The sequence below is a fragment of the Desulfobaculum bizertense DSM 18034 genome (genome assembly GCF_900167065.1).
GTDB lineage: Bacteria > Desulfobacterota > Desulfovibrionia > Desulfovibrionales > Desulfovibrionaceae > Desulfobaculum > Desulfobaculum bizertense.
On record NZ_FUYA01000003.1, the window covers coordinates 155,415 to 168,583 of the forward strand.

Here is a 13,169-nt window from a genome sequence, read left to right on the forward strand (position 1 = left end):
GTTACGAGACTCCGTCTCGCGCTCTGCAAGAGGCGCGTGGGTGGGCGGGGACTCTGTCCCCGCACCTCTGCAAAGGGCGCTGCCCCCTGACCCCCCCCAAGGACGAGGCCCTTGGGAATCCCGCTATCGCCCAAAATTAAAGGGCAGGATGTGTGAAAGTCGTTGGCTTTCCCCTACATCCGGCCCTTTAATTTTGGCCTAGTGGCGTTTCCCTAACGCGTGTTCTTCTGCCGCACTTATTTTCTTTTTGAACGCAAGCGTTCAAAAAGAAAATGGTGGCAACGCACGGGAAAGAGAAAGAGGCTCTTTACGCCTTCTCACCCAAGTTTAAAAGCCGTCCAAGCGAAGCTTGAACGGCTTTTAAACTCGATGAGGATACGTAAGGGAATCATTCCCTTACGCGGGGGTTTGGGGGCAGGCCCCCAATCTTCCCCACCCACCCATCCAGCGCTAACGCACTGGGGCAGGCCCCCAATTTTCCTCTCCCCACCCATCCAGCGCTAGCGCGCTGGGGCAGGTCCCAAATACAAAACTCACTATGCTTTAGCGGCAGTAAATGCTTCCTGAATGCGAGCTTCGGTGTAGGCGATCATGTCCTGATCGACGCCTTCGATGTTGAAACAGCGGGCGTCCTTGCCTGCGAGTCCTTCTGGAGCCCAGTCGCCGAGGTCATCGGGGTCAGAGACCTGATCGTCAAAGAAACAGACAGAGAGCCAACGATCTTCGGGGTCGTCGTCAACGACGTCAACCATCACGAAAAGGTCGCGATCACTTTCTGGGCAAGCGCAACGGAGGGAGTAGCTAATACCGGGGCGAGACTTAAAAGAGAGACAGGTGCCGCTGCATTTTTCGAGCAGCTCCTTAAAATGGAGAAAAGTAGGTTTCACACCGTTGGGGTCCGTGGTCCACTGTTCGAGAAAAGCCAAGCAATCGTTCATAATATCCTCCGAAAAGGTCGAGTATCAAAAGTATGGCGGAACTCTACAGCGCGGGGCGAATCATGGCAAGACAGCGAGTAAATGCCTAGGCATTGTCCTGATCGTCACGCAGGAGTTTTCGGAAGGCTCCTTCGGTGAGATGCTCCATAAGAAGCCCGGAATTCCGGAGTGCCTCAGATTCATTGCCATAGGCAACAGCCTGCATGATGTTGCGGTGAATGAGACTTCCTTTCATGTTGTCGGCGTGCTCCTTGTTCGCAAACCAAAAACGTCGGGAAAGACTCTGTACCTGCCCCATCGTGTTGTGAAAATAGGGATTGCCTGTCGCGTCATTCACGAGAGCGTGAATATCCTGCAAACAGTGCAGCAAGCCCTCCTCATCCTGCAGCTCGGTGCTTTCGACGATCTTGTCGCCAAGCTTGAGCATCTCAGCTTTCTGATGGACGGTACCGCGCAGGATGGCGAATTTCAGACAAACGGGTTCAATCTGCTTGCGAACTTCAAGCATCTGTACCTGCTGCTCTGGGGTGATGTCTAAAAACTCAATCCCTTTTCGTGGATGAATAGCGAGCTGATTGTCATGCTCAAGCTTCTGCAGGGCCTCACGCACGGGGGTGCGCCCAAGGCCGAGAAGCGTACCGAGCTTCTTCTCGGAATAGAGGGTTGAAATATCAAGCTCACCAAAAACGAGCTTCCGTTCGATTTCAAGTCGTGCAATTTCGGCTTGTGTTTTACTCATGCTTTTTTGTGGCCTCAAGAGAGACGGGTTAGGGTTCACACAAGGTTGTACTTGTGGAAGGCCTCTCTGATATATCAATTCTCCTCCCAAAAGTAAAAGATGTTCTCGCATTCTCACGCCCAGCGCCAGTTTCTGGAAAAATTCCTTAATTTCTAGTTAATTGCTCAACTATATCTAAGATATCAGAAAGGCAGAGCGAGGTGATTCCTTGTTCATTTACGATTCTTAATATCCCAGTTCTGCAAAATTCCTGAATAAATTTCAGGACAGCCCCTTTTTAGCCCATATCAAAGAATATATTCCTGATCTATTAAGCGGCTTCCTCCACCAGCTTCACCGAAAAAAAGACTCAAACCACACTCCCTACATTTTTCTTCAAAAAAAATTCGCCTGATATATTTCCCTGCACTGGCGGTGGCTTTATGACGATTTTGAACCACTTTTTCAAAGCTGCAACCAATTTTTTTCAGAAAAGCCCTTGCCCCAACACTGGCGTTGATATACAAGCCAACAAAACAGAACATAAAAACGCACATAAAAATGCGTTTAACCAAGTAAACACGGTATCAATCTTAGTATACCAATTTATGGAGTCCGAAATGCAAGGCTGGAATGAACGTGCACTGATATGCGAGGAAGGCACCGTCCTGCGCGAAGCAGACGTCGTCGTCTGTGGAGCAGGCCCTGCTGGTGTGGCAGCCGCAACAGTCTGCGCTCGTCAGGGACTGGACACCCTGCTTGTTGAAAAGAACGGTTTTTGCGGTGGCGCTGCTGTCGCAGGACTGAGTGGAACAATCTGTGGCCTCTACCTGACCCAGAACGACATCCACAACGCAACCCCCAAGCAGATCGTCTTTGGTTTTGCAGAGGAATTCAGAACCCGACTCAGCAAAAAACACGGGCTGACCGAACCTCAGGTTTACGGAAACACCCACGTGGTCACCTTTGATCCGCTCATCTGGCGCGAAGCCGCAGACGACATGCTCGAAGAAGCAGGCGTCTCCTGCCTCTACCACACGCTGGTGACGGGCGTCGTCAAAGAACAGGGCCACTACTCCGCCATTCGCCTTGAGTCTTCTGCTGGTCACACACTGGTCAAGGCCAAGGCATTCATTGACGCAACAGGTGATGCAGCTCTGGCCGCACAGGCTGGCCTGCCCTACACCTATGGCGACAATGGCGCCATCCAGAACCCAACAATGATGTTCCGGCTCTGCGATGTTGATGAAGAGGGCTTTTATGGGTATTTCGGTTCAGACACGATCTGCCCCGATGACCTTACCCAAAAGCTCCAGGCCGCCTTCAAGGACGGCAGTTACACAACCCCTCGCGACCGCGTATGGGTCTTCCCAACTCCACAGCATTCCGTTTTTCTGATGAACTGCACCCAGCTTGCTGGCCAGAACGGCGAAATGCTGAACGTCATTGACCCAAAAGACAGGACCTGGGGAGAAATCTCAGGCCGTCGCGCTGCCCGCGAATACCACCGCTTTTTTAAAGACAATGTGCCGGGATTTGAGCAGTCCCAGCTTATTGATATGTCACCGGAAGTCGGTGTGCGCCAAACCAGAACTATCTCTGGGGAAAGCCGCCTGACAAACGATCATGTTGCACAGTGTGCAAAAGCCAAAGACGGCATTGCACGCTCTTCCTGGCCGATCGAACTGCATGCAGGAGAAGTCTCCAAGCTTCACTGGCTTATCGACGACTACTACGAAGTTCCATACGCAACGCTGGTTCCCAAAGAAACCGATAACCTGATTGTGGCTGGTCGCAGCCTTTGCGCAGAGCACGAAGCACTCGCCTCTGCCCGGGTTACCGCCCAGTGTTTTGAGTATGGACACGCCGCAGCAGTGGCTACAGCCCTCATGCTGAAACAGGGTCTCAGCTATCGTGATGTGGATACCGATGAGCTGCGCGCCCGCATGATCGACAACGGAAGTGCTCTCTAGTTGTTTCGGGGCCGAAACGACAAGAGCTGTCAGAATCAAAAGGAGAGGTTAAAATGAAGGATTGCAAAATCAGCAGAGTAGAACTCTATGCAATGGCTGACCCCAACGCTGCCCCCATCCCTTGGGCAGATAATCAGGAGCCACTGCTGTACACCAACAACATCGTCCGCCTCATCACCGAGGACGGAACTGAGGGTGTTGGTGCATCCATGAGCTACACCGAGAACGATTTCGATCGCTGCATGATCGAATCGCTCAGAACAGTTGTTCCCGGCCTGATTGGCAAAAATCCCCTCATGACCGAGGAGCTGTATTCCTGGCTGATGGCCCGCTGCACATGGGGTGGTCTGCCTGCAAAGTCCCCCATCGACATTGCTGCATGGGACATCAAGGGTAAAAAAGCTGGCATGCCTCTGTACATGCTGCTGGGCGGTGCTCGCGAAAAGATGCTGTCCTACGCTTCCACCCCGATGTTTGACACCGTGGAAGAATATTTTCCCTACATCGACGACGCCATTGAGCACGGCTTTACCGCCATCAAACTGCACTGCTACTGCGTATTCGAAAAAGACCTGAAGCTCGTTCACGCTGTTCAGGAGCGCTACCAGAATTCCCCGGTCAAGTTCATGCTCGACACGGCCACCTTCTACACTCCGGCCGAAGCCATCCGCATGGCAAAGCTGCTCGACAGCTACAACTGGGAATGGCTTGAAGCTCCCGTGTCTGACTACGATTACAAGACATACCAGCGTCTTGTTCGCGACACGGACCTCGAAATCACCCCTCACGGCAACTGCCTGCTGACACTCCAGGAAGTGACCTACGCGCTCGGCAATGAATTCTGGTCCGACATCCGCCAGGACGCCTCTGTCTGCGGCGGCATCACCCCGCTGAACAAGTGCTTTGCCATTGCCGAAGGCCACTCCAAGACCCTCGAAATCCAGAGCATGGGCTACACCATCACTCAGGCTGCCAACCTCCACGTTGCTCTCGCCCACCACAACTGCAAGTACTTCGAACAGTTCTACCCCTACGAAGACTTTGAAATTGCCTGCAAAACTCCCATCCGCACCGACAAGGAAGGCTTTGTCACTGTGCCCGAGGGAGATGGTCTGGGCGTTGTCATGGACTGGGATGCCGTCAAAGAAGCATCCTTTGCCACGTACACCTTTGAGTAACTGAGAGAGCCCCATGAAAATCAACGGACTCGATGTCGACCTTAAACTGACGCTTGGCAGCTTCTCTGCTGTTATTCTGCTGGGTATTGTCGCTGTGCTGTACCCCGAAGGAACAAAAGCTACTATGGGCGCCATGCTTGACTTCACCGTCAAGAATCTCGGCCCCGGATTCCTTTGGTACACTCTTTTTGCAACTGGCCTGCTGCTTTTCCTTGCCCTGTCCAAATACGGAAACATCCGGCTCGGCGGCGACAAGCCCAAGTTTAACAAGTTCCAGCTCTTTGCTATGGCCCTGTCTGCCGGGCTTGGTGCAAGTACCATGTACTGGGGATTCATTGAATCCACCTACTACTTCATGGACCCCCAGTTTGGCATTGTGGACAAGCCCATGGCCATGGAATACGCCTCGGCCTACAACATGTTCCACTGGGGTGCTGCGGGCTGGTTTGTTTACCTGATCGTTGCCGTTCCGTTCTGCATCGCCTTCTACATCCGAGGCGAACGCAAACTGAGCCTGAGTGGTGTTGTGAACATCATGTTTGATGGCATCCTGCCGGTCTGGGCACAGAAGCTCATTGACCTGCTGTTCATCATCACCACCCTTGCAGCAACAGCCCTGACCCTTGGCCTTGCTATCCCGATGATTTCCTCAAACATCAGTAGCCTGACCGGCATTCCGGACAGCCTCCTGATGGGCATTGGCATCATTGTCGCCCTGTCTATTGTCTTCTCTCTCAGCTCCTACATCGGCGTTGAGAAAGGCATGGCCCGCCTGTCCAATGCAACGATTTACATCTGTGCAGCTTTTGTTGGCCTGACCTTTGTCATTGGTCCCTCAGCCCTGATTCTGAACAACACCACCAACGCTATCGGCATCATGCTCACGGAATACCTCCGCATGAGCACAAACACCGATCCCTTTGGTACCACCCTGTTCCCCCAGTACTGGACAATCTTCTTCCTCGCGAACTGGATTTCCTACTCTCCGGGCATTGGCGTGTTCATCACCAAAATTGCCAAGGGCCACAAACTTCGCGACCTGGTTCTGGTGCTGGTTTCCGCTGGCACGCTTGGCACCAGCATCACCTTTGGTGTGCTTGGTACCTTTACCATGAACCTCCAGAACACTGGTGTGGTTGACGCAGTTGGACTCATCAACTCCGGCCTGCCGACGCAGCTTGTTGCCGAAGTCTTTGGCAGCACACCGTTCCCGATGGTCATGACCTTTGTGTACCTCATTACAATGGTCCTGTTCACCGTAACGACCCTTGATGGCACAAGCTTCTCACTGGCTGGCATCGCCACCAAAAAGCTGGACAAGGACGCAAACGTGTCTCCCATGTTCCGCCTGTTCTGGTGCCTGCTGCTGGCAGTTGTTCCGATTGTCTTCCTGCTCATCCGGGCCAAGCTGAACATTCTCAAATCCTTCCCGGTTTTGATTATTGTCCCGATGATGCCGCTCTTTGCAGTACTGGCATACCGGACTCTCGGCTACATCCAGAAGACCTTTGGTCACATGGATGGCAAAGAGATCGAAGCCTATTCCATTGAAGTTTCAAAATCACAGGAGCTGTAATCAGCCTCGATTACTCCAGCAACAGCTTCTCGCATAGCGCAAGAGCTTCACAGCTCAAGGCCCCGGCTTTCCCTCAAAGCCGGGGCCTTTTTTCATGGCACAAAAAGCCCGTGCTCTCCTGGAACACGGGCGTATTTTTTAGCACAACACTACAGCTCGGCGGGGACAGAAATCTGCCGAAGTGACTGACTTGCAGAAGCAAGCTTCCAGCGCTCCATATGCTTGTAGGTCATTTCCTTATCCTGCAAGAGTTCGCCATGCGCCTTCACAAACTCCTCGAGCTGCTGCCGCTCAGCGGTCAGCTCGACATAAAGCACGGCGCATTTTTTGGAATACTCAGGGTGCTGTTCCGAAACATTTTTGCCCTGCGCAAAACCATACGGCGTGCTGTGCGTTGTCGCGTGGAGAATACCGTCTTTTTGGGCAAGATTCACAAGATGCCGAAAGAGTGGGGTTCCAAAAAACTTTTTCCAGCCAGCAGCAGGAACAGAATCCCCGCGTGTCATATAAATGCGCAAACGACCGATTTCGTGCTGCGATATATCATGAAGGTGTGACATTACTCCCCCCGCTTCAACAGTTTCATAAACAAAGAATCCTTGCCTTGACGAACGTCTCGCAGCGAACTGTCCCGCCCGGAAAGCCCTGCACATTTTGGGGCGTCCACCCGCTGCGAAAGATAAATTCCAGAATGCCCGCTAAAGAGATATGCAAAAAAGCAGGTCATCGCGAAATACGGCAGGTACTGCCCACCAAACACCTCGACGCCCATCAGCGTGCAGGCCAAAGGTGTATTGGTTGCTCCGGCAAACACACCAATAAACCCAAGACCAGCCATAAGATCGACAGGCAGACCAAGCAGCCCCGCCAAAGCCGAGCCAAGCGCTGCACCAACAAAAAACAGGGGAGTGACTTCCCCACCCTTAAAGCCACAGCTCAGGGTAATTGCGGTTAAAAGGAGCTTCCAGAACCAGCTCCACGAACTGACTCCTGTGCCATGGAAGGCGTTCACAATGGATGAACCTGCCCCACTCGCCGTTGTTACGCCAAGCCCCAGATAGTCCTGCGTTCCAAGCGCCCAGCTGATGCCAAGCACAAGCCCGGCACCCACAACGGGCCGCAGCCAGTACGCTGGGACAACTCGCTTAAACAGCCCGCTCAACGTGTGCATCAGCTCGGCAAACACAAAGCCCACCAGCCCAAAGAGCACAGCGGCACAAACAACCTTGAGTGCAATAACGGGCGTGATGTGCGCCACCACACCGCCCATATGCAAACTTGCCGCAGTGATGGAATACTGGGTGTGGTGAATTCCCCATGCCGCACACACCAGATTCCCGAAGATGCTCGCCATAAAGCAGGGAATCAGGGAGTCATAGCGCATGGAGCCAAGGGAGAGAACTTCCAGAGCAAAAATAGCGCCCGTAAGGGGCGTCCCAAAGACCGCACCAAAGCCAGCAGCAATGCCGCAGGTCAGCAGAATTTTGGTATCGTTTTTCCCAAGCCGCAAAAAACAGCCGAGAGCCTGAGCAATGGACCCGCCCATCTGAACAGCGGTTCCTTCCCGGCCTGCCGAGCCACCAAAAAGGTGTGTCAGCACAGTTGAGAACAGGACGAAAGGCAGCATGCGCTTTGGCACCCCGCCACCAGGCTCATGGATTTGCTCCATAATCAGGTTGTTGCCAGCAGCAACATTTTTGCCCCAGCGATGATGCGCATAGGCGATAACAACGCCCGCTAATGGTAAAAAGTAAAGCAACTCCGGGTGCTGCCAGCGGGTGAGTGTCGCCTGATGTAAAAGCCACAGAAAGAACGCAACGGAGGAGCCAACAAGCGCCCCAAGCGGTGCGGTGATGCAGAGCCAGCGAAGCACAAAATACCCCAGAGACGCGTGCTCGCGGATATCCCAGCGAAGTGACATACGTATCCTTGTTTTGTAAAAAGAGAAGAATCAGGGCCATAGCAAAACAGAACGAATATGCGTCAAAAGCACAGCGTCAAAGACACGGGGCGGGCAAGGCTCGCTCTGTTTCATGAAGTATCAAAAACGAAAGAAATGGAGTTCTGGAGGAAGGGCAAAAAAAAGACCACATAGACAATGTGGTCAGCATACGAGACGCACCTCCGCCATGATATTCACAGCAGAAGTCATCAGCTCATCGAGCAGTTACACGGGGGACTTCATCCCCGAAGTTTGAGCACGCTAGCCGGAGCAGTGCAGCTTGTCAACCAGACCGAGCCTCCGGGGAAAACCGGAGCTCATGGCGCTCTTCAGGAATCCAGACCAGCGGTTAGCGCCTTGACTTTCTGTGCACACCCGTTCAGTTTGCAGACTCCTTTTCCTGTCTCTGCCAACACGCGAGCCACACGGCATCTGCGGTGTTGCCCGCATTCACTTCTTTTTCCTTCAAGAGCACATACCGCATGTCAAAAATATTTTCTTTTTTTGAAGACCACATCATGCTTGTTGCATGCCTGTTTCTTGCCGGAACCTTTGTTTTCGGCACATTCTCTGTGGCCAGCTTCTCAACTCTGGACCTGATCTTTTTGCGATTTTTCATCGCCGCTGTCTGCGTCTTTGTGCTCATCCGCATCAAGTCTCTTTCCATTGCTCTGCCCAAGGAACTCTACCTGCGACTTTTTGCCCTTTCGCTCGTAGGAATCACGATCTACCACTGGCTTCTTTTTAAGGCTATTGCCTCAAGCACAGCCCTGAACAACTCTCTTCTCTCGGCAACTGTCCCCATCATCACGCTTATTCTTTCTGTGCTCTTTTTTGGCGAACGAATGAACCTGCGAAGCCTCACAGGTATGCTCATGTCTTTCTGCGGAGTCGGAATCATCATCAGCGGCGGGAGCATCCACAATATCCTGAATATTTCGTTCAATAGTGGTGATCTCTTCATGCTCTCCGGGGTGCTTTTGCTCTCAATTTACTTCAATATGCTCAAAAGCGTTCTGAACAGAATGAATCCACTTGTGGTCGCGTTCTACCTCTTCTTTTTCAGTGTCGTTGTCCTGTTGCCGTTCGTCGCGCAAGGTCCGCTCTCCCGCTTTCAGGGACTTCCTTCCGCAGCATGGTACAGCCTTTTTTATATGGGCATCTTTGCCTCTGTCTTTGCGCTGGTCATCCAGCAATTTTCGATCAAGCGCATCGGTCCCGCAAAAACAGCCCTCTACCTGAATCTTATCCCTGTTTTCTCCCTGCTGCTTTCGCTTCTCTTCCTCGATGAAACCGTACACCTGCACTACCTCATCTCCCTCGTCATCATCCTGAGCGGCGTGTACATCACCCTTTCGGCAAAAAGCAAAACACCTGCCCCTCACTCAGCCAGTTAAACATCGCAAAAAATATCAAAAAAGAGCACAGCGAAAAGTGCTAGAGTTCCCTCCATGAAGATGAACAGCACCAAGACCAAGCAGGATTATGCCCAGCGCATGGATAAAGTCTGTGAATATATCCAGCGAAACAGTGAACGGCACATTTCACTGGATGATCTGGCGCAAGAGGCCAATTTCTCCAAATATCACTTTCATCGCATATTCACAGGCATGGTCGGCGAAACTGTCAAATCCTACCTGAGGAGGGTTCGCCTTGAACACGCCGCATCCAAGCTCTGCCTAACAAATGATCCACTTTTACGAATAGCACTTGAAGGTGGATTTGAATCACATGCTGCATTCACCAGAGCATTCCGCAAACAGTTTGGTCAGACGCCGTCTTCGTACCGGAAAAACAACAGCTGGAAAAAACGGGAGCAACGCATGACGTACTGGAAAAATATTTCGCTGGAGGTCGCTCTCGTAGAGCGTCCTGCCATGAACGTGGCATGTGTCAGACATGTTGGACACTACAGGGAATGCGGAAAGGCTTGGGAGAAGCTCTGTAGCTGGGCAGGACCACTGGGACTTCTTAAACCTGATATGCAAAGAATTGGAGTCTGTTACAGTGATCCAGACATTACCCCAGCAGACAAGATCATGTATGATGCCTGCCTTGAAATAACGCAGCCAGTTCAGGGGAATGATGTTGTTACGATCAAAACGCTTGAAGGTGGAAGCTACGCGCAGGCGATCCACTGCGGTCCATACGACACGGTCTCAGAAACATACTCTCAGCTCTGTGGACAGTGGCTCCCCCAGCACGGGTACAGAATAGCAAGTGAACCCAGTTTTGAGGTTTACCTCAACGACCCCGGAACCACCGCTCCAGAAGATCTTCGTACCGAAATACATGTCCCACTTGCCTCTGCCTAGTTTAGAAAAACACAACGCCCCGACAGATTCCCTGCCGGGGCGTTTCTGTGAGCAGAGGTTCTCACTAAATTTTCTTCCATGCATTGAGTGCACAAGGCTCTACTCAATGCGTTGTCACGAAGCTTATTCTTCGCCCTGCCTGCACTCGGAGTGCTCACGGCGAAGAGGATATGTATCATAAATAATTTTCAACGAAGTAAACCGCTTTTTGTCATCAGTCAGCGTAAAGACGTCAACGCACTCAAACTCAACATCCGTACCATTACTTAGTGTCCAAAGGTAATGAAAATGCAAGGCGGCACGAGGTTTGTCTTCTGAGGACACAAAAACATTCATCAGTGTTGTCACAGACCTGTTCGTATCTTCAAAGAGTTCTGCATAAAACTTGCGTGCTGGCATTTCCCCATACAAAGGAGAATCAACCGTCGCCTCCTCCGTAAAGAGAGACAAAACCTTATCCAGATCTCCTTCATTCAGTGCCGAGAGGTACGCTTGGCATAACGTAGTAACCATTATTATCTCCATTTCATTCATATTGAGTCTATTTGCGAATCTTCCTAGAACACAAAATAGAGGTGTTCCTTGCATAACTCGTGGAGATATTGCCGCATGACCTCAATGCTCTGTTAAACAGGTAATCCTTTCATATCCCACCAGAATTGCGTCACCCCTATGCGAAGACATCCACAAATACTCAAAGTTATTTCCTTGTTCAAGCGTATTTTCCACATACTTCAACACATGGTTCTTATATACATCTCTAAGTGCGACATAAATTAAACTCAGCCACGAGCTTGAGTGCTTTGCTCTGAATACATTTTTAACAATAACCCCAATTACACATCATTACATCAAAAGAGCCCAAAGGGGCTTGGCACTCCAGTCTCCACCTTACCCGAGGCTTACCCGGGCAAAAAAAAAGACTCACGTTTTTGAAACGTAAGTCTTTGAAATCATATGGTGCGCCAGGGAGGATTCGAACCCCCGGCCGACGGCTTAGAAGGCCGTTGCTCTATCCAACTGAGCTACTGGCGCGTTGGGACGTTGCTTATATTCTTTTTTTTACCGATTGGTCAAGGCCCTTGGTGCAAAAAGAGAAACGGTTGCGGGCATTTCTTCGAGAGCGTACTATCCGCCAACGTTTGGTGGCGTTTTTTCTATGGCAAAACTTCTGCTCGTCTGACGTGATATTCTTTCATGCAGGCGACTTTATTGTCTATAAGGATTTTCCCTGTGTCCCATTTTTCCTGCTTTCAGGATCTGCTTCAGCATCTTGATTCCCTCGGCCTCTTCCACATGGACTTTGGCCTTTCCCGTGTCGAATACGCCCTTGACCAGCTCAAGCTGCGATCCCCGTCATACGGCGTTATCCACGTCGTTGGCACCAACGGCAAAGGCTCGACATCCCGCAACATTGCCGAGCAGGCAAAAGCCCACGGTTTTCACGTTGGTCTCTATTCTTCCCCACATTTTCTTTCCCCACGCGAGCGCATCCTCATTGATGGCGCCCAGATCGCAGAAGACGACTGGGTTCGCCTCGGAAATGACGTCATGGATGCAGCCTCAAAAGACGGCCTCACCTATTTTGAGTTCCTAACCGTACTCGCCATTCTTGCCTACGCCCGGGCGGGCGTTGATCTCGCCATCATGGAAGCAGGCCTTGGCGGAAAATATGATGCGGCAAACGCCATCCGAACGGACATGACCGTGTACACGTCTATCGGTCTCGACCACACGGCTATCCTCGGAGACAGCATTCAGGCCATTGCCACGGACAAGGCAGGAGCCATGCGTCCCGAAATCCCCGTCATCAGCACCTCACAGTGTGAAGAAGCTGAAACGGTTCTGCGCAAGCACGCCAAAACCACCGGAGCACCATTCTCCCTTGCCTCGGAACTCCTCGACTTTGACCCCGCTACAGGCACAGCTACACCCGTGCACGTTACTGGTCCCAAGCTCTCACAGCTTTTTCCAACCATGCAGGGACCGCATCAGCAGCAAAACTCCCATCTGGCCCTCGCTGTGTGGCTCTCGTACTGCGAAAAGCACAAATACGCAGTAAACCCAGACGCCTGCGCAGCAGCTCTCGCAACGGCCCGTGTTCCCGGACGCTTTCAGCACATCTCCGGTGAACCAGAATACATTCTGGATGGAGCACACAATCCACAAGCCCTAAACGCTCTGGCCCGCACCCTTGAACAAACACAGATTGCGCCCAAAGCCGTCATCTTTGCCTGCCTCAAGGATAAAGACCTTGCCGGAATCGCTCCTGCTGTTGCATCATTTACAGATGGACCACTCATTATCCCGGAACTTCCAGACAACGAGCGCGCCAGAAGTGCCTCCGAAACAGCCGCGGCAATGGGTGGACAGGCCGTTGCCAGTATGAAAGACGCTCTGGAACTCACCAAAGGCATACGCGGCCCGATCCTTATTTGCGGCTCGCTCTATCTTTTGTCAGAATTTTTCAAACTCCGGCCTCAGGCCCTGAATGATGGAAGCCCTGAGTTCCACATCACAGACAGGTAA

12 protein-coding genes, 1 tRNA gene and 1 riboswitch are annotated in these 13,169 nt (G+C 51.9%); of the genes, 6 read left to right on the forward strand and 7 right to left on the reverse strand.

Translation table 11 applies throughout. The features are described from left to right. Positions 1–536: 536 nt before the first annotated feature. From B5D23_RS05750 to B5D23_RS05760, 3 genes are all read right to left on the reverse strand, one after another. Positions 537–938, reverse strand: a complete 402-nt coding sequence (locus B5D23_RS05750; RefSeq protein WP_078684463.1) for a hypothetical protein — start codon at positions 936–938, stop codon at positions 537–539. Positions 939–1,023: 85 nt separating this feature from the next. After that, entirely contained in the window at positions 1,024–1,677 is a 654-nt protein-coding gene (locus B5D23_RS05755; protein WP_078684464.1) for a GntR family transcriptional regulator, read from the reverse strand. Between the two features lie 287 nt (positions 1,678–1,964). Beyond that, positions 1,965–2,201, reverse strand: a complete 237-nt coding sequence (locus B5D23_RS05760) for a hypothetical protein (protein WP_144012558.1) — start codon at positions 2,199–2,201, stop codon at positions 1,965–1,967. A gap of 75 nt (positions 2,202–2,276) precedes the next feature. Here B5D23_RS05760 and B5D23_RS05765 point away from each other — a divergent pair, with 75 nt between their 5' ends. Genes B5D23_RS05765 through B5D23_RS05775 form a run of 3 tightly spaced genes read left to right on the forward strand, consistent with a single transcriptional unit; the run spans position 2,277 to position 6,383 of the window. After that, entirely contained in the window at positions 2,277–3,629 is a 1,353-nt protein-coding gene (locus B5D23_RS05765) for an FAD-dependent oxidoreductase (RefSeq protein WP_078684466.1), read from the forward strand. A gap of 53 nt (positions 3,630–3,682) precedes the next feature. Beyond that, positions 3,683–4,807 carry a mandelate racemase/muconate lactonizing enzyme family protein gene (locus tag B5D23_RS05770; RefSeq protein ID WP_078684467.1) on the forward strand — a complete coding sequence of 375 codons (1,125 nt, stop codon included), beginning with the start codon at positions 3,683–3,685 and terminating at the stop codon, positions 4,805–4,807. Positions 4,808–4,820: 13 nt separating this feature from the next. Beyond that, complete coding sequence (locus B5D23_RS05775) at positions 4,821–6,383, forward strand: BCCT family transporter (RefSeq protein ID WP_078684468.1); 1,563 nt, start codon at positions 4,821–4,823, stop codon at positions 6,381–6,383. A gap of 149 nt (positions 6,384–6,532) precedes the next feature. Here the strand turns inward: B5D23_RS05775 and B5D23_RS05780 are convergent, their stop codons facing one another. Further along, on the reverse strand, positions 6,533–6,943 hold the full coding sequence (locus B5D23_RS05780; RefSeq protein ID WP_159445928.1) for a DUF190 domain-containing protein: 411 nt from the start codon (positions 6,941–6,943) through the stop codon (positions 6,533–6,535). Further along, positions 6,943–8,304, reverse strand: a complete 1,362-nt coding sequence (locus tag B5D23_RS05785) for a voltage-gated chloride channel family protein (RefSeq protein WP_078684470.1) — start codon at positions 8,302–8,304, stop codon at positions 6,943–6,945. Before B5D23_RS05785 ends, B5D23_RS05780 begins: the two co-directional genes overlap by 1 nt. Positions 8,305–8,518: 214 nt before the next feature. Then, positions 8,519–8,581: riboswitch (Fluoride riboswitch) on the reverse strand. Positions 8,582–8,807: 226 nt separating this feature from the next. On the opposite strand from B5D23_RS05785, the gene B5D23_RS05790 reads away from it, so the two are divergent. Together B5D23_RS05790 and B5D23_RS05795 are read left to right on the forward strand one after the other, a co-directional pair. Next, positions 8,808–9,722, forward strand: coding sequence for a DMT family transporter (locus B5D23_RS05790; RefSeq protein WP_078684471.1), 915 nt, complete (start codon positions 8,808–8,810; stop codon positions 9,720–9,722). Positions 9,723–9,776: 54 nt separating this feature from the next. Next, on the forward strand, positions 9,777–10,640 hold the full coding sequence (locus B5D23_RS05795) for an AraC family transcriptional regulator (RefSeq protein ID WP_078684472.1): 864 nt from the start codon (positions 9,777–9,779) through the stop codon (positions 10,638–10,640). Positions 10,641–10,763: 123 nt separating this feature from the next. On the opposite strand, the gene B5D23_RS05800 is transcribed toward B5D23_RS05795, so the two are convergent. Together B5D23_RS05800 and B5D23_RS05805 are read right to left on the reverse strand one after the other, a co-directional pair. Then, complete coding sequence (locus tag B5D23_RS05800; protein ID WP_144012560.1) at positions 10,764–11,153, reverse strand: nuclear transport factor 2 family protein; 390 nt, start codon at positions 11,151–11,153, stop codon at positions 10,764–10,766. 445 nt (positions 11,154–11,598) lie between these two features. Next, positions 11,599–11,675 (reverse strand) — tRNA-Arg (locus B5D23_RS05805). A gap of 198 nt (positions 11,676–11,873) precedes the next feature. Between B5D23_RS05805 and B5D23_RS05810 the strand changes: the two genes are divergently transcribed. After that, positions 11,874–13,169 carry a bifunctional folylpolyglutamate synthase/dihydrofolate synthase gene (locus B5D23_RS05810; RefSeq protein WP_159445929.1) on the forward strand — a complete coding sequence of 432 codons (1,296 nt, stop codon included), beginning with the start codon at positions 11,874–11,876 and terminating at the stop codon, positions 13,167–13,169.

Bases quoted from the DNA above. Each gene is read 5' to 3' on its own strand.
- B5D23_RS05765 (WP_078684466.1), top strand. From the start codon at position 2,277: ATGCAAGGCTGGAATGAACGTGCACTGATATGCGAGGAAGGCACCGTC.
- B5D23_RS05760 (WP_144012558.1), bottom strand. From the start codon at position 2,201: ATGTTCTGTTTTGTTGGCTTGTATATCAACGCCAGTGTTGGGGCAAGG.
- B5D23_RS05785 (WP_078684470.1), bottom strand. From the start codon at position 8,304: ATGTCACTTCGCTGGGATATCCGCGAGCACGCGTCTCTGGGGTATTTT.
- B5D23_RS05790 (WP_078684471.1), top strand. From the start codon at position 8,808: ATGTCAAAAATATTTTCTTTTTTTGAAGACCACATCATGCTTGTTGCA.
- B5D23_RS05795 (WP_078684472.1), top strand. From the start codon at position 9,777: ATGAAGATGAACAGCACCAAGACCAAGCAGGATTATGCCCAGCGCATG.
- B5D23_RS05780 (WP_159445928.1), bottom strand. From the start codon at position 6,943: ATGTCACACCTTCATGATATATCGCAGCACGAAATCGGTCGTTTGCGC.
- B5D23_RS05755 (WP_078684464.1), bottom strand. From the start codon at position 1,677: ATGAGTAAAACACAAGCCGAAATTGCACGACTTGAAATCGAACGGAAG.
- B5D23_RS05750 (WP_078684463.1), bottom strand. From the start codon at position 938: ATGAACGATTGCTTGGCTTTTCTCGAACAGTGGACCACGGACCCCAAC.
- B5D23_RS05800 (WP_144012560.1), bottom strand. From the start codon at position 11,153: ATGGTTACTACGTTATGCCAAGCGTACCTCTCGGCACTGAATGAAGGA.
- B5D23_RS05775 (WP_078684468.1), top strand. From the start codon at position 4,821: ATGAAAATCAACGGACTCGATGTCGACCTTAAACTGACGCTTGGCAGC.
- B5D23_RS05770 (WP_078684467.1), top strand. From the start codon at position 3,683: ATGAAGGATTGCAAAATCAGCAGAGTAGAACTCTATGCAATGGCTGAC.